9 protein-coding genes are annotated in these 22915 nt (G+C 57.3%); 2 read left to right on the top strand and 7 right to left on the bottom strand.

The window, feature by feature from the left end:
- Positions 1-3 precede the first annotated feature (3 nt).
- Both kdpA and kdpF read right to left on the bottom strand, forming a co-directional pair.
- Positions 4-1698 (bottom strand): potassium-transporting ATPase subunit KdpA, encoded by a 1695-nt coding sequence (kdpA, locus tag JOE29_RS14460; protein ID WP_024661386.1) that lies wholly within the window; start codon positions 1696-1698, stop codon positions 4-6.
- Between the two features lie 2 nt (positions 1699-1700).
- On the bottom strand, positions 1701-1796 hold the full coding sequence (gene kdpF, locus JOE29_RS14465; RefSeq protein ID WP_003406089.1) for a K(+)-transporting ATPase subunit F: 96 nt from the start codon (positions 1794-1796) through the stop codon (positions 1701-1703).
- A gap of 242 nt (positions 1797-2038) precedes the next feature.
- Between kdpF and JOE29_RS14470 the strand changes: the two genes are divergently transcribed.
- Positions 2039-2302 carry a helix-turn-helix domain-containing protein gene (locus JOE29_RS14470; RefSeq protein WP_003316599.1) on the top strand — a complete coding sequence of 88 codons (264 nt, stop codon included), beginning with the start codon at positions 2039-2041 and terminating at the stop codon, positions 2300-2302.
- A gap of 108 nt (positions 2303-2410) precedes the next feature.
- Here the strand turns inward: JOE29_RS14470 and JOE29_RS14475 are convergent, their stop codons facing one another.
- The 5 genes from JOE29_RS14475 to JOE29_RS14495 all read right to left on the bottom strand — a co-directional run bounded on the left by JOE29_RS14475 (position 2411) and on the right by JOE29_RS14495 (position 17407).
- Complete coding sequence (locus JOE29_RS14475) at positions 2411-7207, bottom strand: RHS repeat-associated core domain-containing protein (RefSeq protein WP_210079634.1); 4797 nt, start codon at positions 7205-7207, stop codon at positions 2411-2413.
- A gap of 93 nt (positions 7208-7300) precedes the next feature.
- The gene (locus tag JOE29_RS14480) at positions 7301-7786 is read right to left on the bottom strand and encodes a hypothetical protein (RefSeq protein ID WP_044311577.1); all 486 of its coding nucleotides are present in this window, start codon (positions 7784-7786) and stop codon (positions 7301-7303) included.
- A 36-nt stretch (positions 7787-7822) separates the two neighbouring features.
- Positions 7823-13015, bottom strand: coding sequence for an imidazole glycerol phosphate synthase (locus JOE29_RS14485; protein ID WP_210079635.1), 5193 nt, complete (start codon positions 13013-13015; stop codon positions 7823-7825).
- 49 nt (positions 13016-13064) lie between these two features.
- Complete coding sequence (locus tag JOE29_RS14490; RefSeq protein WP_210079636.1) at positions 13065-15560, bottom strand: hypothetical protein; 2496 nt, start codon at positions 15558-15560, stop codon at positions 13065-13067.
- Positions 15561-15598: 38 nt separating this feature from the next.
- The gene (locus JOE29_RS14495) at positions 15599-17407 is read right to left on the bottom strand and encodes a hypothetical protein (protein WP_210079637.1); all 1809 of its coding nucleotides are present in this window, start codon (positions 17405-17407) and stop codon (positions 15599-15601) included.
- 282 nt (positions 17408-17689) lie between these two features.
- Between JOE29_RS14495 and JOE29_RS14500 the strand changes: the two genes are divergently transcribed.
- Positions 17690-22729 carry an RHS repeat-associated core domain-containing protein gene (locus JOE29_RS14500; protein WP_210079638.1) on the top strand — a complete coding sequence of 1680 codons (5040 nt, stop codon included), beginning with the start codon at positions 17690-17692 and terminating at the stop codon, positions 22727-22729.
- Positions 22730-22915 lie beyond the last annotated feature (186 nt).

The raw sequence follows: 22915 nt of genomic DNA on the forward strand, positions 1-22915 counted from the left end.
TCCTCAGAAACCCAGGCTCAGGTGTTCGGCAATCGGCCCCAGTGCCAGGGTCGGCAGGAAGGTCAAACCACCCACCAGCAGAATCGTGACGGTCAGCAGGGTGACGAACAGCAGGCCGTGGGTCGGGAAGCTGTTCTGGCCCTGCGGCGCGGCCTTCTTCATGGCCAGGCTACCGGCCAGGGCAAGCACAGGCAGGATGTAACCGAAGCGGCCGATGAAAATCGCCAGGCTGAGCATCAGGTTGTGGAACACGGTGTTGGCACTGAAGCCGCCGAACGCCGAGCCGTTGTTGGCCGTGGCCGAGGTGTAGGCGTACAGCAACTGACTGAAGCCGTGCGGGCCAGGGTTGCTGACGGCACCGGCCGGGCCTGGCAGGCTCGCGGCAATCGCGCCCAGCACCAGTACGCCGACCGGCATCACCAGCAGGGTCGCGACCAGCAGCCGGACTTCCTGCGCTTGCAGCTTCTTGCCCAGGTATTCCGGGGTACGGCCAATCATCAGGCCCGCAAGGAAGACGGCGATCAGCACGTTGAGCAACATGCCGTTGAGGCCGACACCGACGCCGCCGAAGATCACTTCGCCGACCATCATGTTGACCAACGCGACCATGCCGGTCAGCGGGTTGAGGCTGTCGTGCATGCCGTTGACCGAGCCGTTGGAGGCCGCAGTGGTAGCGACTGACCACAGCACCGTGCCGGTGGTGCCGAAGCGGGTTTCCTTGCCTTCGAGCGGTGCGGTCTGCTCGACACCGGCGATGTTCAGCGCCGGGTTGGGCTGGTACTCGGCCCACAGCGAGACCGCACCGCCGATCAACAGCAGCGCCAGCATGCAGCCGAGGATTGCGCGGCTCTGGCGCATGTCCTTGACGTAGTGGCCGAAAGTGAACACCAGCGCCGCCGGGATCAACAGGATCGATACCAGCTCGAACAGGTTGCTCCAGGCCGTGGGGTTCTCGAACGGATGCGCCGAGTTGACGCCGAAGAAGCCGCCGCCATTGGTGCCCAGTTGCTTGATGGCGATCTGACTGGCCGCAGGGCCCATCGGCAGACTCTGGTCAGCGCCTTGCAGGGTCAGTGCGTCGATGTAGTGGCCAAAGTTCTGTGGCACGCCCTGCCAGACCAGAAACACCGCCAGCACGATACTGATCGGCAACAGCCCGTAGAGCGTGGCGCGGGTCATGTCGGCCCAGAAGTTACCCAGGCTCTGCGATGAGCGACGACTGATGCCGCGACACAGCGCGACCAGCACTGCCAGGCCGGTCGCGGCGCTGACAAAGTTCTGCACGGTCAGGCCGACCATCTGGCTCAGGTAGCTGAGCGATGCTTCGCCGCTGTAGGCCTGCCAGTTGGTGTTGGTGACAAAACTCATTGCAGTGTTGAAGGCCAGCGACCACTCCATGCCCGGCAATTGCTGCGGGTTGAGCGGCAGCATGCCTTGCAGCATCAGGATGGCGAACAGCACGACAAAGCCCGCCAGGTTGAACGCCAGCAAGGCCCAGGCGTATTGCTTCCAGGACTGTTCGGTTTTCGGGTCGACGCCGGAAATCCGGTAGCAGGCCCGCTCGACCGGCCCCAGCACCGGGCTCAGCCAGGTGCGCTCGCCTTCCATGACCCGGTAATAGAAACGTCCCAGCCACGGCGCGGGGGCCAGCAGCAGGACCAGAAAGGCCAGGATCAACAGATAATCGTAACTGTGCATGATCACTCCTGACTCTGGTCGGCGCGCAACAGCGCCACCAGCAGATAGATGAACAGCCCGACTCCCATCAACAGAGAGATACCATCCATAACGCTCATTGAAATTTCCCCCATCAGGCAACACCGGTACGGCGAAGGCCGCGTGGGGTGATTGTCCGCAGGCAGGGTGTAAAGGCGCGAGATCGACAGGCTGGCCGGGGCGTAAAGAAGCTGTAAAAAAGCGCTACAGCCTTGACGGCGCAAGGCCTTCACGGTCCTGCGGCGCTGTCATTTATGTCAGGTTCGCGTTAGGGGTTGCAGGGGTATCGTGGTGCGGCGATCTTCAGGGAAAGGACTTCACCATGCTTCGCGACAATGGAAAACCACCCGGCACCACGCCGCCCTCCCCAGCCCCCCCCGCCACCGTCCAGCTGACTGTCAAGGAACGACAAGTCCTGGAATGGGTGGCGATCGGCAAATCCGCCTGGGAGATATCCCGAATACAAGGGTGCTCGGAAGCGACCGTGCACTTTCATACCAGCAATATCCGCCGCAAGTTCGGGGTGACGTCATTGAAGGCGGCATTGGTGATGGCGATCAGGCAGGGGGTTATTTTGGTGGAGTGATGCGGCTCGTGCGAACGAATAAAGATGAACTATTGCCTACACTCAGATGGGCGGTACTGCTGGAACCGCCCATGAGTCAAGCAGGAAGAACGTTACTCCCTCCATACCTTACTGAAGAACATCACTGTTATATCTATTCTTGCCTGGGTTTAGAAACATGTGTCTTCGCTGCGGCCTTGGCAAGGGCTCCCTGATCGCGTTGATCTCCGGCTTTTGCATACCATCCAACTTGGCAAGCTCGCTCAATTTCCCTTGTATATTCAGACGGCTTTGAGGAGTGATGCCATACTTCCCAAGATTACTCTTTGCATTTTTTAACGTGTCTTCAAACACCTGCAGACTAGCCAGTTCAGCTTTAGAGTTTTTCATAAGGGGCGCTGCGTCAATGGCCTCTTTAGACCAACCCTTTGCCCGTGCTTCACGACTAGCTTTCGTAATTTGCTCTTTAAGAAATGTACGTTGCCCGTCATAAAAATCGTTTATCGTCGTCAGCCTCTCAACATCGGTATCGTTCACTCGCCGAAAAATGGAGCTCTTGTTTTTGGGGCGTACGGCTTTCAACTGCACATGGATCTGACTTGCTAACTCCGACTTGGTGCTAGGCGCCCTCATAATCAACTTCTTCCAGGTTACTTTAATAGCCGCCGCGAGGCCGAGCGCATGCCCCGACGGATCCCGCCTACCCACCGGATTCCCCTCAACATACGCATAAGCATTCACCCCGCCCTCGCCAAACGGACTCCAGCTATCGGGGCTGTTGAAGCGCATCAGCACCGGGCTGTAGGCACGATAGCCATTGCCCAGCATTTGCCAGCCGGTATCCGCCTCGGCCATTTCGCCGTTGAACCCCAGTCTGCCGTGCGGCGGATCTTCGCCGCTGGCGTGGCCGTAGGCCGTATACCACCTCCGATTGATCCCGTTGGCATCGACTTCACCGAGCACGCTGTCACTGTCGTTGGTGGCAAGTAGTACCGTCCGATCGATCTGCTGTTCGGCCAGCAGGTAGTCGTCGCCACGCATGAAGGTGCTCTGGGCATGGCTACCGAGTTGATTGGCCAGCTCCCCGTCACGATAAAAGCGCAGATCTCTGTCCTCTCCGCGGGTCTCCCCTGTCAGTTGGTCCTGGGGGTCATACTGGTAGTGAATGCCGGCTGAGGGCGTGCCTACTTCGATCAGGCGGCCGAGGGGGTCGTACTTAAGCGTGCGACCGGCTTCGTCGATGTCCAGATTGCCGTCCAGGTCATAGTGAAGCTTGATTTCAGGCGGGTAGTGCGCGTGGTTACTGTTCGTTACCCGGCTCAACTGCACGGGGTCGTCACCTTCGTAAAAATACCGGGCGTTGTTGGTGCCGCCATCGAAGCTGGTCGTGACGACCGTCAGGTTGTTCGCGCCATCGAAAATGAAGTTCTGCGCCAGCAGAGTCCTGCCATAGGGGTCCACCGGCCGCTGAGTGCCCGTGCATTGATATTGAGTCAGGCGGCCGGAGGCATCGTACTTGTAGTTTTCATTACGGAGTATTTCCGTGCCCTGGCTCAGGGTGCGCTGGACCATGTTATCCACATCGTCATAGACCTGAACCATCTGTTGCTTGACACCATCGAGGTCGAATACACGACTGACTTCCCGTCCCAGATCATCATATTCAAGGCAGATCGCGACGGTTCTCTCGCGGCTGACGTCGGTCTTGTCGGTGGTGGTGATTTTTGCGAGGCGACCAAAGGCAGTGTCATAGTCGAACGTTGAATACACCTCACCCAGCGAAGTTTCGTAAAGACGACCGCAGTTGTCATAACGATTGACCTGCTCCTGTCCCAGTACATCGGTGTAAGACAGCAACAGGCCCTGTCGGCTGTAGCTGTAAAACATCTCGTAGGCGTTGCCTGCAGAGGTGCGCGTCTCGCTTTTCAGCGAGCCGGTACTGTAATAAGCGCGATCCAGTATCTCGCCCTGCTCCTCGGAATGAATCAGACGGGCGTTCTGCTGATCGTAACTGTAATCGGCAGCCACACCCGGCTCCGCGGTCTTGCCAGGCGCTGGCGTCGTCACGGACTCTTTCGGCAGACCGGCCTTGCAGGTGGTTTGAGGTTCAGGCTCCGCTTCGGACTGCACCCTGCGCCACGGCTCATCGCCCACCTGGGGCTTGTATTCATAGTCGATTTTCCGCTTGCTGGGCAGGGTTACCGTTTTGGGTTGCAGCAGACCGATGTCGTAAACGAGTTCACGTTTACGCCCCCCGGTGACAGACGTGACCAGGCGATCCAGCCCGTCGAACGCCTGCTCTCCCAGCACAATGCTTTTGCCGTTGTGCTCGATGCCGATACTGACGGGCAAGTCTTCGCTGCTGTGGCTTGCGTAGCTGCGACGCACGATGGCCCGGCTTGGCAATGTGGACTCGATCACCCGATCGAAGACGTCATAGAGATAGGTGGTGCGCCGGCCGCCGTTTGCCACCCCGATAACCTCCTCGACACGGCGGCCAAGACCGTCGTAATGGTACTGGCTCAGACTGACCGAGTTGCCCGCCTGATCCAGGCGCTCACTACGGGTCGGCTGTTCGAACAGGTTCATCCAGGTCTCGGTGAACTCGCTCTTGCCGACGCCACCGGGGCCCTCGATCCAGCTACGCTGAATTGGCCCTTGCGATTGCGACGTACCAATGGGGTCGGTCTCTTCGACCGTCTTGACGTTATCCGGCCCGGTGACGGAACGCTGTTCGCCCCAATCGTCGTATTCGAAGAGGCTCTTCAGAGCCAGGTTTTGCTCATCCAGCCAGTCGAATTCGGTTTCGCTGATCATCAGCCCCCATGCGTCATAAACGGCAGCGTAGGTCTGTCGCGGTATGTCGACACGTGCAGGGGTATCTGCGTCATCCCGCTCCTCGTAGATAACCCGGTTGAGGCCATCGAAGTGACTGCAGGTTTTTACCTTCTTGACGTCGATGAGCGTCTGCATGGCCTGATCAGTGGCCTTGGCACATAGGCGATACTCATAACTTCTGGTCGCCTTATAGAGATCATCATCTGGCGCCACGGTTTCACTCAGTACACGGCGCAGACTGTCGTAGACATAACGGATTTCCACGTTGTTGTCGTCGCGATTGAGCAAGGGTTCGCCGTTGAGCAAAGAGTCCTCCAGCGTAATGACCTTCTTCGTGTTATCGAAGCCGGTCACGGTCTGTTCGGTTTGCAACACAGTCTTGCCATAAATCTCGCTGTCAGGGGTGCTATAGGCATACTCTGTGCTGGTTGCATTCTCACCCATGATCACCCGTTGCAGTTTGAGCCGGCCGTGCAGGAGTGCGTTGTTCGGCTCATTGAAGTATTCATAGGTGGTGAGGCGCTGCTCGTGCTCATCATCAGCGGCCTGCATCAGTAACGTCTCGCTTTGCGGCGCAAGCCATTCCTGCAGCTGACCGCCATCCACCGCAGGCAATGCCAGGTAACGATAACGGGTGATCAGGACCGGAGCATCGCCGTAGCCGGATGCCGCCGGAATAACCTGGCTGCTTTTCATCCAGCGCACGAAGCCTTCAGGGTCTGGCGGGCATCCGTCCTCACCGTCGGCCGGATACCACTCACTGACCTCGACCACACCGTTGGCCTGAGTCTGAGTGAGCAGGTTGCCGTGCTTGTCATAGGTGCTGCTGACGACTTCACTGCGCGGCACACTGCCGTCTGATGACAGCCGCCAGGTGGTCTCGACCTCTTTGGGTAACTGACAATAGGCGGGCTGAGTCAAAAAGGGTTGCCCCGGCTCGATGTAGTAGCGAGTGTCCACCTGCATGACCGTAAGGTTCTTGCGCGTGGTTTCTCGAGTAAGCAGGTGAAACTGGTTGAACGTCCGTTCGATGCTGCGCTCGGCGTCAGCCTCGCCTGCAACCTGAACACACAATGTCTCGGTCGACGAATACTCATACGGCTCCGCCCCGAGATATCGATACAGATTGTCCAGACCGTTATCTTCCCAGGCGATATCCAGCCCGGCGCCCAGAAAGTTGCGCTGGCGCCCGGCGCTGTCCTGATAGGTGTAATGGACGTCCATTTGTGCCTGACCGAATCCGGGCGTTGTGCGATGACGCGTGACTCGGGGCAAAGGGTCACGTGCCGCCTTGGCAGGAAACTGATGGCCGCTGTCGGTGTAAAAGATCTCCTCCCGACCGCCGACGGGTGTTTCCACCGACGTCATGCACAAATGGTCACGGATCCGACTGTATGCAAAACGCCAGGAGGCCGCATTGTCAGTCGGCAATTCGATACGATTGACACGGTGATCCGATCCGCCCAGCACCATTACGAATGTCGCATCCGGTTTCTCGCCAGCTCCCATACGCAGGGTCACCGCTGTCTCTTCGCGGCTGGCACCGAGCAATATCTGGCCCGAGTCATCCTTGATTTCGCTGAGCATCTGATGCCCGCCGAAAGAGGTGTAATCCAGTGTGACGCTGTGACCTTCAGGAGCAAGTACGCGCACCGGCAGCGCGACTCTGTTGATGCCGCTGCCACGCATTTCAAGCTGCTCCACCAGACCCGACTTGTGCATCACCCGGTAGTGGGTCTCGTCCTCCTTGTAAAAGTGAAAGCTGTCGATTTTCTTTTCCGACATCAGCATCTGGCCGTTGCCGATGCCATCGACCTTGAATGTCTCACCGCTGCTCAGCGATATGATCTGGCTACCCGGATCGTACTGCGACAATTGCAGATTCCAGCCCAGACCAAAGCCGCTGTCCTGTCGGTTGAGAGGGTTATAGTGGAGTGCCAGCGGCACGCCCGGGCCACGTAATCCGTTGGTCTTGACGTCGGGCAAGGTAATCGCCACCGTGTATTGCCCGGTACGGGGGTCAACGCCGCTCTGTACATAACTCAGGAAGTTGAACGCGTTGGAGTGTACGGAAGTCGATGCTGTCATGATCCATGAACCTCGAACTTTATGTAGTGGGGTAACCGTCACCCAAGGCAGGCGACGGTCAAGCAGGCCTGACAGGCCTGGTTGCACTGAGGACTAATCCGAGACATCGACACGGACGCAGGACAACTTGCCTTTTATGTTTTCATCACCGTCATACGCCCGGATCACAATAACGCCGCGAGTGATAATGCTGTCGACCGGCTTGCTTCTGAGCTGGTCGATGGAGATCCAGGGTGTTGTAACGGGATCTATATAGGTTTCGAGCCCAAATACCCAGCCTCCCGCGTCATCACAATCTCTGGACTCCAGGTATATCTTCATGGCTGAGCGCACGTTATCCAGCTTGATATAACTCATCTGATCGTTCGTGCACGCATGATCGCCCTTGTTGAGATGCACCACGTCATCCTGAGCAGTAAAGGTGCAGTTCTTGCCGCCGCCATCGGAGGTTTCTGCGAGCATGATGAGACGAACCGGCTCTGCCGGGGGCTTGGGTACGGGCCTGTGGGACGGGACTAACGTACAGCCTGCCAACCCCGCAAGAGCCAGGTACGCGAGGGTTTTATTCAGCGCATTCATGGTGATGACTCCCTGTCAATTTGTTGCGTCAATGCATCATTGGGGCCGGGTTTCCGAATACAAGGTATGCATGATACGGTTGCGCCTGCCGGAGCCGCTGGGCAGAAAACTGATTCGCCGTTTATGGGCATTGCCCTGCTTATCGATCAACAGGACTACCAGTACGCCCATCAACTTGTCGCGGGCGGGATCACCTTCCGGGATATATGTAAGGCCCCGGAGGCGATGCAGGCTGATAACCAGTTTGCCGGTCTCGAATACGGACGTATCGACGTCAATGTCCAACGTGTGAACGTTCCCCATCACATCCTTGAGCGCTTCGTCAAAGCGCACCTTGCTCACATCGCCTTTGACCGCCGGGTCGTCGAAGATAAACCCCGTCCAACTGAACATTATTTCTGCTGCCTGCTCGCTCTCCCAGAGAATGATCGAGGTATTGATCACGTCACTGCCGGGCCTGGAGGGCAGAAACTTCAGCGTCTCGAACTTTACCTCTTGCTGGGTATCGGGGTTAGTGACATTCAGCTTCCAGTAATCGGTGGTATTGAAGTGCAAATCGAAAGGATCATCTGGAGAGCCTTCTGGAGGCGGATCAACCGAAGGATCTGTGCCATTGTCATCCAGACGTTTCGGAATGAAGGTGTAATTGCGGGTGTCGAACGTGGGCAAACGTCGCGGGTTGATTTCGACCTTGCTGTTAACCTCTTCGTACTGCACCGAGGTCCACCACTTGCCGTTGTCATCCTGAAAGGTCGCATAGAAAACACCGCTGAAACCGGGTTCTGCCCGACTATGCAGGTAGAAGTCCTGGGCGACTGGCCGTGCAACATCCAGACCCGACTCAGCAGCGAAAACGCCAGCCCCGGACAACTCGAAACGGTTATGTTGTTTACGCACGCGCCAAGCCTGGTCATCACCTTCGGGCATGCCGTCCAGAGTGGGGAGCACTGACTCGATGTTTTGTCCGGTGATATTGTCTACCAGACGCATGGAGGCCATTTCGGTGGGGCTCAGCTGGTAATCGACACCGTCCACCGGCATCACCTGGGTCGTGACCTGCAGCCTGAGCTGCTGATAACCGTTGGGGTACAGACTACCCATCCTGTGCTCACCCGACGACGTGCCGGGGACCATAACGGTGAACATCGACATTTCTTCCCAACGACCTTCGTCGATCACTTCAGACAATTCGATGACGCTATAGCCACACGCAAGAACCACCCCGTTGTTCACCACTTCACAGCTCACCACGCTGCTGGCGACAAGCGTCTGGTCGGGCGGCATGAAAAGCCCCTGCCGATCGACCGTGCCTGGTCCGCCCACCACCTTCCAGCGTCGCTCAAGACCGGGCAGCAGTGCACGGTCATCCTGTAACTGCACCGCCACCATTGGCCGTGCTCTGGGGACGAAAGCCGGCTCGATGCGCAGCATTTGTTGCCCATTGGCGACAAGCACGGTAGCGATGCCATAATCATTGCCCAACGCCTCTATCTGTTGCACGGCCAGCGCTCTTTTTCCGGACCTGGCGTCCGGACTGAAGAGCGCGCCCTTGTCGGCCTGACTCAACCTGCCAAGCTCAGCGCCCAGCAGCGTCCAGCTCACCGGGCTGCCGTCAAGCGTCGAAGCAGCCAGAGAGACCGTTTGCAGCGTAGCCCCTCCCGGTACTACCGTTACACGCGGCACCAACTCCATGCTCCGTGATACCACACTGACCAGCGCCGAGACCTTGACGACAGCGCCTGACTCTTGATAGGCGGCGGTGATCACCACGCGAATCGCGTCATGGCCGATCGCCTCAAGATCCGCTGCCGTGTAAACGCCGCTGGAAGAGATGCTGCCGCTTCCGGCAGCCACGTGGCTTTGAATGCTTAACGCACTCCAACTGGTGGCCGGTATTTCTTCGCCTTGTGAGTTGCGCAGGACGAAACGCTGGGTCTGCCCGGCCGCCAGGGTCGAGAACATTGGCGTAATGCTGGCCTGTGTTGCACGAAGGCTGCCAAACAACAGCAGGTCATGCGCGCGATGCTGCTCAAGCGGTTCAAATACGCGCCCACCGGTGAACTTCAGGGTGTCCAGCATCTGCAAGCGTTCACGTTCGATCATCGACAGGGTCTTTTGCGCGAGCATCAACACCGTGCCGTATGCTGGCTGATTGTCTGCCCCGCGATCATCAGGTATTGGATAAACGAAATCGTCTGTTGGCGGAAACAAGCCTTCGCCTTCGCCATCCTGTGCGTGCATGAACAGCATAAGCGCGCCATCCCCCGCACTTTCCATGCGCGCATCGCTTGAACGCGGCGCGGCGCGGGCAAGAAGCCGCAAGCTGCCTGGCGTCTGAACGTGGTAGCGATTGAGCTGTGCCTGCAGCACTGAGAAAACCCGGCGATGAAGTGCGGTCTGCTTGAGCTCCTGAGCAAAAAAATCTGCCAGTCGCTGATTGATCACAGCATCGATGCCCCCCAGATTACAGGTAACGCCCGCCCCGCCCGCCAGATCGAGCAGCACATGGCCCTCCTCACCCACGAAGAGGTCAACCGTCATCGCCAGCCTGAAGCCCATCGGCTCGCTGATGATGAAGCTGCCGGACACGGTGGTCGCGCTTCCCTGCGGCTGATGCAGGCCGCTGTAGCGGCCAGACACGATATGCATCGTGACCAGAACACTGCTGTAGCCCGGCGACTCAGGCAGAAACGACAGGACCGGCACACCCAGTTCGACCTGCTTCAGACGAACAGTGTCGCCTTGTCGCTCATCCACAACGATGTCGCCGGTGAACAACGGCAAGAAGTCCAGTTCCTGATAGCGCTCAATGTATTGCTGTTCCATATGCCGGTTGAGATCGCTGCGACTGACCGCTGCGACGGCTCCCCAGCCCTGGGTCAAAGCACCGGCACCGGCGCGCTGCACAATACCGCTCAATGAACGAGGCATTGCAGTGCCCGCCGTACCCAACGCTGGCTGCCCGGTCAGTGCCTGCAGCACCCCGGTCGAGTCACTCAATGGCAGCGGCAGAATCAGGTGCCCGGCCATCATGCCAAGTGTGTCATCGAAAAGTTCTGCGAACACGACAACGAAGCGCTCAGGTGCGTTGGCATCACTGCTGTACACACCCTCGGGATCTATCCAGCCCGGCCCGCTCCAACTCCAGGTAACCGGGAGGACTCTGCCGTTGACGACGACTTTCAGCTCGGCACGCTGATCGTTGACGCTAACCAGCGTGATGGGCAGCATCGGTGAGTGGCGAAGAACCAGTACCTGGATTGACTGGGTGTGCTGATCGTCGCTGACCGTTATTGTGTCCAGAACATAGGTATTCCCAGCGCCCCCTGGGCCGGCGATGTAAAACTTCTCATGCGGCGCATCAATGCCATCCTCAAGCGTCCCGCTTTGTCCGGGCACCGGATCGACCACGGTCCATTTCAGGGGAGTTGTGCGCGAACTGCGTGCTGAGAGCGCTATCCGTTCACCGTAATTACACACCTGAATCAACGGGCTGACGCTGACGCTGCTGGCCATCACCGTCAACAATGCCGTACTGCAATGTCCAGACACCGGGTCCGTTGCCTTGATCAATACGCGTTGAAAACCCTGCCTCACGGGCAGCGCTGCAGGAGCCGTATACATGCCTTGCGTATCAATTTCTCCCGGACCTTCAGTATCGCCGTCCGCTGCATTCGTCCGGGACCAGATGAGGCCTTCGCGCACAGGCCGGGTGGTAAATTGCAGCGTTTCTCCCGTGCCGATCAATGCCTTTTGTTCGGCGATATTGAATGTGGACGCACCGGGCTCAATACGACCGAACACCGCCAGGTCATAAGGCAGACTTTTGAGTAAAGGGTGCAGTGCTTGCTCGTCAGGCAATAACCAGCCGCCCAGAAAACGCTCGGCGCCGGTTGCATCCAGGGTTTTGCTCAACCCTTGCAACAGTGCGTGTTTAACGGTGTAGGCCACGAAACCGTTGATCTGCTCCAGTTCCCCGGCACTCAGGTTGTCCAGCGTTCCAGGCATGGCGCTGACTTCATGATCGAACAGATAAGGCGCATAAAGTTGCCCTTCCATTGCCTGATCATCTGACTCACTTTCAATCAGATGAAACTCATGCTTGAGGCTGATGTTGAACGTAGCGTTGTGCGATTGCCATTGATCGCTGTCCAGCGCCCTGTAGCGAAAGCCCAGCGTGCAGGGGAACTCCCAGGTCTGTATGGTCTGGGTGTACTCGAAATCAATGGTCAGGGGATGCTGGGTGTTGAAGGCCTGGACACTGAAAGGCTCCGATTCGAAGACATATTCCGCACTTCGATAGTCTCCAGCAGGAACTGCAAACGTGCCGGCCCGGGCGACCATCCGCTGCAGCGGTTTATCCTCCGAAACGATGAAGCTGAAGTCGGGTGCCTGGAGCATTTGCATCACCGCATGGCCAAAGGCAGCACGGTGCAACGCGTGGGAGGAAAACACGGCGGTCGCCGAATACGAAAGCTGAGCATCGTTGGGAATCAGGTAACGGAAGTCGGACTCGTCACCCGGAATCCCGCCACTGACGCCGTACTCCATGGTCGTGAACAGTAACAAGGCGCCTTTTTTATGCACCGATGTGGCATCGGAGCTTTCAAGCTGCGAGCGCACATCAATTCTGCGTACGTTAAGCAATTCGTTGCTCTGCTCGTTGAAAATGCCCAACCTGAACAGCTGCTGCGGATTTTCCGGGTTGATCAACCAACCCTGAAAAAACTCGCCGACCTTGCTTTGTTCGGTAGTCCCGCCCGGAAAATCCAGCGTAAGGTTTTCAGCCAGACCAAGATCCACAACCAGATCCGCGCTCTGACTGCTCATTTGCAGATCAAAATCCAGGTGCGACGCGTTCAGCGGATCGTAGGTAGCGATTCTGTGAACATTGTGCTGTCCTTGAACGTTCTCCAGCACGGTATGCAAACCGGCGATTACTGAAATGCGCCAGGCCAGCAGGGAATGCTCCAGGGCACTGTGTTTGAACGACAAGGTTGGCGCACCGAGAACACAGCCCGAGAAAAAGTGAGAGTCATGCGTATCGGGAATCGCGACACTTCCGTCCGGCACCGGACGCGACAGCCCCTGAGCCACACTCTTCTGGTAAAGGTGGTCAAGCAGCTCGTTGACCTTGTCGCCATCCAGAGCAATGATCGCGTCCCAACCTCTCAGACGCGTGGTATTTTTCATCCATGCCAGCAGACTTTCCGCTGAATAACCAGCCATGACATCACCTCCTGTGATGTAGATAAACATAAGACCGACGTACGCTCGGTTATGACGTCTGTACTTTTTTGTCTTTCATCAATTCCAGATCTTCGGCAAACCCGTCCAGCGGCAGCGGCAATATGATATGCCCTTCTATGATGCCAAAGACTGAATGCGGGGCCTCGACAAAGATCAGCACAAACCGGTCAGTCGAAGGTACGTCGGGGGTGTACAGGCCGTTAAGGACGTTCCCGCCCCCGACACCGACTCTCCACCGGGTGTCTGGCATCGGAACGCCATTGGCAAACGCTTCCAGTTGAACCTGATCGGCGCGAATGTTCACAGCGTTCACGCGCTTCCAGAGGGTCACAACTTTTGGGCCTTTCGTGCCTTTCACACCCCTTAAAACTTTTAATGTTCTCACCACGTCCAGAACTTCCGAAACCTTTACGGTGTTGACGACTTTCACGGTTAACGGGGGTGTCTGATGCTTTACCAGTACCCACGAAGAAACACTCGCCTGCCCGCTGGTCACGACGATCTGATCCAATACGTAGGTTTTGCCGGGCACTTTTGATGCTGCGACATAACGGTGATCACCATCAGCCAGTGCGCTGGGCTCCAGAACACCGCTTTCGCCAGTCACCGGATCCTTGATCGACCAGTCCATTTCCTCTGTGCCGAGCGAACCTGCCTCCAGCTCCACCGTCGCCCTGGCGTCACACACCTGGATCAACGGATTGAGAGTGATCGGATTGGTCACGATCGTGACCAGAGCCGAACTTTGATAGTTCGAGTCGGTGTCAGTGGCCGTCACCCGAACACGTGTGAATGGAAGCTCGGTTAGAGATGTTTCTGGCGCGTAGTACCTGCCGGAGTTGTTGATGGCGCCGTAGTTCTGTACATCACCCTGCAGAAGTTCGGAAGTCCACCTCACATTCGCACCCGGTGGTTGAATGGCAAACGTGGTGGAACTGTCGACGACCATCAGATGCTCCGCCGGGCTGACGACAAAGTCGGCCCCGGAACTGTTGATACGGCCGAAGACGGCAATGTCTCTGGGCGCACGCAGTACGTCAGGCACAATGGCTTCGTTGAAATTGAGGTCGATACTGTCCCGGATAAACGAGCTGATCGGCACACGAGTAGCGAGTTTGCCTTCCAGTACGGCCCTGATGTCGGACTCGAACGGCTGCGTATCCAGCGTCTCGAAATTGTTCTTTACCCTATATATCAAGGAAGCTAATGAGAGGCTCCATACTGGTGGATCGTTCTCTGCGACAGTCGGTTCGCTGCTGGTGGTACTTATCGTGAGACTGGGGATCAGAACGAGGTCGTTGTTTTCTTCGGCGAAGTTATAAATGCACCGTATCTCAACCGTGATGACCTTGCTCATGACCAGTAGCAGCACACCGCCTGGCAACGTAAGTACTACGCTGGGGGTCGCTGTGGGCTTCCAGGTCAGTTCCACCATGCCATCGCCAATGAGTTCCACCGACAAAGGTGTTTTCCCGAACGCGTCAAGCGAGGTCTCGCTTTTGAAGACATTTGCCTGGACTGGCACGAAATCGATTTGAACCGTGACATTCTGGCTGCTCATTTCGGACGTTTTCAGTCTGCCCAACGTGGCCGTCGCCTTGACCGGTCGGCCGGAGCCATCATGGAACGTGTTGAACACCACGCCTTCAATAATCGAAGCAATGGTCCTGGTCACTTCACCGATGAACAGTGCCGCCTTGAATGTACGCTCCGCACTGAACAACACCGTGGCCGAATAATCTTTACCCACATCATCCGGTATCAGGTATTGGTACTCTACCGGGATGTCGCCGCCTTCCTGACTGCCTTCCAGGCGAATGAACACCAGCACGGCCCCGTCGCCGTAGTTGGCGGCCTGCGGGTCGAGAGGCGCGGCAGGATTGGTCTGGGTGCGCAGTTTGAAGGACTGGGGGTGCATCAGATTATTGGTGCCACGCTTGATCACGCCCAACGTCCATACGCGCTCCTCGTCCGGCAATGCAGTGAACAGGGCTTTGAAAAAATTTCCGCCGAGTACCCGGTCAGCCCTGTCAACCGCGAAGGTCAGAATGAAATTGTCACTGTCCTTGAGGTCGAGCCGCACCCGCCCATCACTCTGGACACTGCCAGGAACCTTTTCCAGCGCGAGATCCAGTGTCAGTTTCGGACCTTGAAGCGCATCGATATGAATCACTCTGTCGGCTTCCCAATTATCGACGTTATTTCTCATCGTCAATTGCGTTCCGCCCAGAATGGAACAGGTCAATGTCGCATGAGACTGACCCAGGTCATTGTTCGAGAACGTCAGCCTGGGCGTATCCAGAATAAAATTGTGAATACGTTCTCTGAAGCCGTCGCTCAGTGCCACCTCTCCGCTCACAGGCTTCAGATAAGCGTTCGACGAAAATCGCGCGATGTATTCCTGAAGCAACAGGTTATTCACCTTGCCCCGGGCCATTGCGGCGATGGAATCCCAGCCCCACATAACATTGTTGTCGGGGTTTTTCATCCACTCGGTCAGGCTGTTCAGCGTGTTATTGGTCATAGGATTGCGTCCATGCAAGTGTCGGGTCATGCCGGTAGCTATCGCGTCGTGCGTCCGCTTGCCGGCCCAAAAAAAAGATCTTCCAGCACCGTGAAACCGATGGACGGAAACTGCGTGTAATTCGCCCCTTCATCAAAGCTGACTTCAACCTTCACGGTGTTGGTCTGACTGTCTCTTTGCAGACTTTCCAGAAAATCCCTCGGGATAATCACCGATACCTTCCTGGCATCGTATTCCGCCTCACTGAGCGGTTCGGCTGCACCGGTACGTAGCCCGACCGTCTGCTCCGATCCCGATTTCAACAAGCCAATGGCCTTGATTCGTACCCTTTGTCCGGGCGCCATGTAGACCCAGGAAGCCAGGTCAAGACCGGCACCTTCTGGCGATACCTCAGCGAGCGAGAGCCGGCCATCAGTGGCGCGTGGGCGCATGATCTGGATGGAAGGCCAACCGGAGCCCAGGCCTCTGACTTCCAGATCGAATACTTTCGAGGTGCCCGATTGCGACGCTGAATCGACCTTGTAATACACGGCCAGACGCTTGCCCATATTGGCCGGGACCGCTGTGGGCGGGATGAGGAACAGGCGCGAATCGTCTGGCGAAGGATCAGCGATAAAGGTGCCCGTGCTTCCGTAACCATCCCAGTACATCTGTACCCTGGAGTCGTCGCCGATGACCGCGTCTTTCGGTATGCGAATCGTCACCCCACTCTCCAGCTGCGAGGCAAAGATATAGCCCTTCACGCCCCCTTCAACGGGATTTTCAATGGTCGCGTCTTCGATAATGGGCTCCGGTAGATTGAGTGGCCGACGCAGAATGACCTTGCGCGGCAACGAGCTGGCTGCATGGCCGGGTCGCGCGTACTGGTACACCAGCTCGATTTCCTTGTCGTTATTGGCATAAAGCCAGGCCTGAGTCAGCGAGAACTGCAGTACGCCACTGTCGAGATTAGAGAGGTCAGCCCTGAGGGTCTGCACCAGCCGATTGCCGCTGGAGACGTAAACCACGACATCGTCATCGATCTGAATGCCGAAAGGGTCGATCAGCAGGGTGATGCCGTCAGGAAAGGCCTCCGGGTCCAGTGAGCCGCCGCTGAAATCCTTGATGGTCAAGGCGGGCAATAACGCCGCTGAGGGTGCGACGATGGCCAGAGACTGGGTGACCGAAGCCGTTGTCGATGTGGAATCGGCATACTCGATGCAGTAGCTCATCAGAGCGAAGCCATTTCCAATTGCGACAAACTCGCTGGGTTCTATCGGCCACTGCAAAGGCTGGCCCACCTCTTTCAGTGTCAATACCTGGGAAAAGAACAGAGGGTTCAAGTACTCGCCTTCAGCGAAATAAAGATCCAGCGTGAGGGTCACCCTGTCGCCCTCGCGCATGGCCAGATACGGCGGCGTTACGATCAGCACCTCATCGACTTCCCACAGCAGGTCGGGATCAAGCTTCAGATCGTGAGACTCCCTGCATTGCGGCACCCCCAGCCCGGCGGCCGTTGACGGCGGTTTACCGACATAGAAGAACAGACGCAGGGATTCATCGGGGCGACCATCGACTATGTAGGAGTAAAACACCCACCCCTTATCAAGCCTCACCAGCAACGGATTAATAATCAACACGGGCATGCCTTCAGGCTGCAATCCCACGACCTCGATCAAATCGTTGATATAGTCCTCCACTGCGCCCAGAGCGCCGCAACCTCGCCAGTTGGGCCAGAACCGATCGCCGTTCTTGATGCCTGGGTAGTTGATCCAGGTAATCAGGTCGGCACTGCCCAACTGTTCCAGATCGAGGTAGTTCCCGGGCTGCAGGTCGGGCACCTTGGGGGCGGGAAGATCCAGCGCCATGAGTGAGACTCCTTTTTCGTTTCCGCCTGAAATGGGTATATCGCAAGGGTTGCCCCTGAGGATGCGGATAGGATTTTTTTTACGCCGGTGCACATCAATTGCCCACTAGCACTACTGCTAGGTTGTTGCCCGGGTACGGACTGTTAGGGTTAGGCAAGACCTCCCGCCACACCGACGCCCAAGGTGTTCAGGCTTGGGGGTCGTCATTGACCAGAGCGCAAGGACTGCACAATCGTCAGACACCGCTGCGCTTGTCACGCATCAATCAGCGAGGTCCGCTCCATGGCTGCTTCTACTTCCGTGCACTCCAACGCGCTCAATTTCATGAGTTGTCTGAAAAGCGGCGTTGACCCACGCACCGGGCTGTACAACATATCGATCAGCATGCCCGATCTGCAAAGCAATGACCTGCGCGGGCCAGGGTTCCGACTCGACATGTCCTACAGCCAGCTCAATACGCTGGACAGTGGCTATGGCCTGGGCTGGAACCTGCAGTTGTCACAATACGATCCTGCCACTCAGATCCTGTCCCTCAGCACGGGCGAGACCTTCCGGGTCGACGGCACCAGCAGCACCGGTCAGCTGACGATGACGGAGAAGAAACTCGACACCTTCCACTTCTACAAGCTGGACCAAGAGTCTTACCGGGTGGTGCATAAATCAGGTCTGGTGGAAATCCTTAGACTGCACAGCAGCGGCAATAAAAAAATGGCCTGGGCGGTAAAAATCATCGCGCCGTCGGGGCACAGCATTGCGCTCAAACACACGGCGTTCAACAGCAGCACCTACAGGCTTGAGTCGATCACTGACGACCTGGGTCAGACGTTGCTGGAAATCGCACGCAGCAGCACCTCCGTCGAGCTGAACCTGCACCCGCATGCCGGCACCGGCGGCACTCCGCTGGCACGCTTCTTAATGACCCTTGCCGGCAGCGACAAACGCGTGTCGCGCATCACCCTGCCCACCGACAATAATGCGTCCTGGCGCTTCGAATATGGCCTGGAGAATGGCAATCAGTTATGCGTCAAGCATGTAGAGACACCTACAGGAAGCAGCGAAGACGTTTACTACCAGGACGAGGGCCATACGTTTCCATCCAGCGCCGCTCGCCTACCCATACCCAGAGTGACAAGACACGTCATCGATCCCGGTCTCAAGCTAGCAAAGCTCGATGTGCGATATACCTACAAGGACGGCCAGCAACGCTCACGAAATTTTCTCGGTGCAGGGTTGCCCATCGCCTGGGAAGACAACGGCCTGGACAACCTCTATAAATATTTGCAGGACTACGACTATGTCTGCACCGAAAGCCTGTGGGTCGACAACAAGGCCGTGCGCAGCATAGAGCGGACCTTCAACCGCTTCCACCTGCAGACCATTGAAGTCACCACCCAGAAGGAAAATCAGCAAACGGTCACGACCGCCTACAACATCCTGCAGGGCGAGCATTACTCCAGACAGCCCAACGATTGTCAGCTACCCAGCAAGGTCACCACCCGCTGGCAACGGCTCGACGAGCCTGAGCGGACCCGCACAGAGACCGTCACCGATACCTATGACAGCTACGGCAATCTGCTGGTGCATACACGAGCTGACGGGATGGCAGAAATCAGCAGCTGGTACCCGGCCGGAGGTGACGATGGTTGCCCGGCCGATGCGGAAGGGTTTGTCTCCCGACTGAAAGAAAAAGTGTTCAAGCCCGCCCTGTCGTCGCAACCCGGGGCCCCGACCCTGTCCACGCGTTATCGCTACCGCATATTGCCCGCACTGACCGGCAGCGGCTCACCCGACTGGATTGTGCCGGAAGGCGAAACACTGCTGCAGCTTGAAAGCGATGGAGCCTCTGTGGAGCTGCAGAGGATCCTGCTGGAGTACATCAACCAGCCGGACGCGCCTTTCCAGCATGGTCGAACCGGGAAAAATATCGAGTCCCTGAATGGAAACGACACCGTTACCGTCTACGAGTACAGCAATAGCGAGAGCGAGCAACTGAAAGTCCCGGTACAACTCATCGACATCATCACTATCGGTTTCGACAACGCCCGCATAAGCAAGCAGCAACAGCGGTCATTGTTGACAGGCCAGGTGCTGCTGACCCTGGAAGAAGGCGTGGAGACCCGCTATATCCATGACGCGCTCAACCGGCTGATCAAAGAAACGATCGCACCAAATTCGACTGCCGGCCATGAAGCCAGTCGCGAGTACCTGTACACCTTGTGTTCCGCTCCGGCGCAGCAGGCAGAACAAGTGCTGGTCGATGCCCGCAAGGTCAAGACCCGTTCTGTCATGGACGGTCTGGGCCGGGCAATACTCGAAGAAAGGGACCACATCGACAGCAATAATCCGCACGCGATGCACATGATCCATACCGCGCACTACAACGCCTGGAACAACGTGCAATACGAAACGGATTACGACTGGTTCGACAACCAACAACGGTTCACCACGCGTAACACGTACACCTACGACGACTGGAACGGCCAGTCTGTCATTACCACTGATCAAGGCGTGCAGACCCACCAGTACTACGACCCCATTGGCAATGAAGAACATGATGGTCCTATTCAGAGGCGCTGGGTGCAAAGCGGTGAAGCAGAGCCTCTGATCAGTGGCCGCAGCGAGACCTGGCTGAACATGTTCGGTAAGCCGGTCAGGATCAAGAGCCAGAACGCAGCTGGGATGGACCTTGGCTCACAAAGCTTTCTCTACGACGGACTGGGACGCTGCACTGAACAGACCGACGAGTCAGACCACAAAACGCAGTTCAGTTATGACGCCTGGTCGCGCATGGTCAGCACACGCTTGCCAGATAGCAGCGTGGCACGCCGTGATTATGCACCGCACAGCAACACCGAGCTGCCGATTGGCCTGGAGATGATTCATCCGGACGGTATTACCAAAACTCCGGCAGGTAAACAGACGTTCGACGGGCTCGGGCGTCTGACACTGGCCCAGGCTGGGCAACGTATCGAGCGTTACGAGTATGAGGACGGTCACCGGCAGGTCAAAACACGCAAAACGGCCAAGGGTGACGACATCACCTACACCTACAACCTGGCACTCACCGACCAGATCGTCTCCAGTACCGCACCGGATGAAACCGCCGGGTTTGGCTATGACAAGGTCAGCGCCCGCCTGACCTCTGCCACCAATCAGCAGGGTAAGCGCGGTTACGCTTATGACGCGCACAACCAGTTGACCAAAGAGACCTGGAAAGATCGACAAGACCGGACCTGGATAACCCAGTATCGGACATCCTTGCAGGGCCGCACGATGTCTCGCACCGATGTCGAACAGAAAGAAGTCAAAAGCCCGGGGAAAGGCGTCGTCAAAGGCCGGCTCAAAGGCGGCGTAAAGCATCGCGTCAAAGGTGTAGAAACGACTTACAGGTACGACGGGTTCGGCCAGCTTAAAAGCGTCGTCCAGGGCAACGTGAAGGTAACCATCATGTATGACCCACTCGGTCAGCCCAGCGAGATGACAACCCACGATCAGGCCGCAGGAACCAGCCTGATAACCCGCATGGAGTATGACGACCAGGGCCAGGAAGTGCTCAGGACGCAGATTGCAGGCGATCACCCGGTACGTACGCTGGAACAGCAATGGCAGCCCGACGGACTCATGCAAAGCCGTCACCTGCAGGAAGCGGGCAACAGGCTGCTGCTGGAAGAATTCAGGTATGACGCTCGAAGTCGTCTGACCGGCGTCAGCTATTCAGGCAGTAAATTGCCGGTGCACGCCTCCGGCAGGGCGATACTCAAGCAGACGTTCAACTTCGACGAGCTGGACAACATGACCCTGAACCATACCGAATTTGCCGATGAGAGCACCGAGACAGCTATCTTCCGCTATGGCAAAGAGGGTGACCCCGACTCCAGGGACCGATGCCAGTTACTCGGCATCACCTACCGGCCTGCGCGGAGCACACCGGATCCGACGTTCCGCTATGACGCCAACGGCAATCAACTCAATGACGAGCACGGCAACCAGTTGGACTACGACAGCCAGAGCCGCCTTTCACGGGTGGCGAAACCGACGGGGGAGCCGATCAATACATACGCTTACGACGGCCATGAACAGTTGGTCACCACCCGCAATGGCAGTGACAGCGAAATACTGCGTTTTTATCAGGACCAGCAGTTGAGCAGCACGGTGCAAGACAACCGACGCACTCTGTTTCTGCACATCGATGAGCAACCTGTCGGCCAGCAGACCGTCGGAGAATCGGCAGAAACCCTGCTGTTGCTGACAGATGCAAACCTGAGCGTTCTCGCCGAGCTCCAGCAGAACACATTGCGAACAGCTGTATACAGTGCCTACGGAGAACGCCACAGCGATGACGCGCTGCTCAGCGTCGCTGGGTTCAACGGCGAGGTATGCGAAAAAGACACGGGCTGGTACCTGCTCGGCAATGGCTACAGAGCCTACAACCCCGGCATGATGCGTTTTCACAGCCCCGACTCCTTGAGCCCCTTTGGCGCAGGCGGGCTCAACCCCTATACCTATTGCCTGGGCAATCCCATCGCCTGGCGCGACCCCACCGGGCATGACGCCAGCTCCCAGAGCGGCAGGCTGCGACGGCCCGATGAGGATGCGATACCGGCAGAGATGCCGGGGGGCATGGGAATAGCGTCCTGGGCCATGGTGGCGGTTGGCGTAGTGTTCACCGTACTCGGTGTCTACGCGACAGTTGCCACGCTTGGATTGGCCACACCCGTCTCGGGCCCTGTAACGGTTCTGGGTTTATCGATGAGCGCACAGGCGGCTGCCTACGTTACAGCCGGAGTGTTGGCGACAGGGACCACTCTCAGTGCGGCATCCACTGTTGCCAGTGCTTATGGTGCGGCGACGGGAAACAATACAGCAATTCAAGCAGGGCAGTACCTCGCCTACGCGGGGGGAGCTTTAGAGTTCGGTGGGGGGTTCTTGCAAAGTGCGGTTAAAAGCGCGATCAAGGCTGGGACCAAGGCTTTAGGCCAGGGAAGCAAGGGGATAGCGAGGAGCTCGTCACTGAGGGCACTTGACGATTTGCCGACCGCGCCTGGAACAGCTGCGCGAAGCGGGTCTGCTCCAGCGAATCTTGCCGTACCCGGAGGATTGGGCGGGGATGGGTTGATTCCAAGAGCGCGCACCTCAAGGCCTGTGCCACCTCAACCAAACCCGCGGCCGAGGACAGGGCGTAACGCGAGGGTCGACCGGCGATCGACCACTAATGAAGCATCATCCAGCGGCCCTTCATTGCTGGCACTAAGGACGGCTTTTACAATACCGCTTCCCAAACTCGGACCGTACGTATACCGGGTTACACAAATTCGCAGGTGAGAGAACCGAACTTCCCGCCGCCGATAAAAAGCTCATCGCTGTCGGCGGCATTTCACTCAACGCTTTTTACTTCTCCAACCGTTACCGTTTTCCCCTTGCATTTTCTGCTCAAATAAAAACTGGAGACTTACGAAAAACCCGGAACAACATTAAAACCTAAGACTTAAAATATGACACTAATTTAGG

It is taken from the genome of Pseudomonas sp. PvP009 (assembly GCF_017832995.1).
Lineage (GTDB): Bacteria > Pseudomonadota > Gammaproteobacteria > Pseudomonadales > Pseudomonadaceae > Aquipseudomonas > Aquipseudomonas syringae.

Coding starts and splice junctions, on each gene's coding strand:
- kdpA (WP_024661386.1), bottom strand. CDS start 1,698: ATGCACAGTTACGATTATCTGTTGATCCTGGCCTTTCTGGTCCTGCTG.
- kdpF (WP_003406089.1), bottom strand. CDS start 1,796: ATGAGCGTTATGGATGGTATCTCTCTGTTGATGGGAGTCGGGCTGTTC.
- JOE29_RS14470 (WP_003316599.1), top strand. CDS start 2,039: ATGCTTCGCGACAATGGAAAACCACCCGGCACCACGCCGCCCTCCCCA.
- JOE29_RS14475 (WP_210079634.1), bottom strand. CDS start 7,207: ATGACAGCATCGACTTCCGTACACTCCAACGCGTTCAACTTCCTGAGT.
- JOE29_RS14480 (WP_044311577.1), bottom strand. CDS start 7,786: ATGAATGCGCTGAATAAAACCCTCGCGTACCTGGCTCTTGCGGGGTTG.
- JOE29_RS14485 (WP_210079635.1), bottom strand. CDS start 13,015: ATGGCTGGTTATTCAGCGGAAAGTCTGCTGGCATGGATGAAAAATACC.
- JOE29_RS14490 (WP_210079636.1), bottom strand. CDS start 15,560: ATGACCAATAACACGCTGAACAGCCTGACCGAGTGGATGAAAAACCCC.
- JOE29_RS14495 (WP_210079637.1), bottom strand. CDS start 17,407: ATGGCGCTGGATCTTCCCGCCCCCAAGGTGCCCGACCTGCAGCCCGGG.
- JOE29_RS14500 (WP_210079638.1), top strand. CDS start 17,690: ATGGCTGCTTCTACTTCCGTGCACTCCAACGCGCTCAATTTCATGAGT.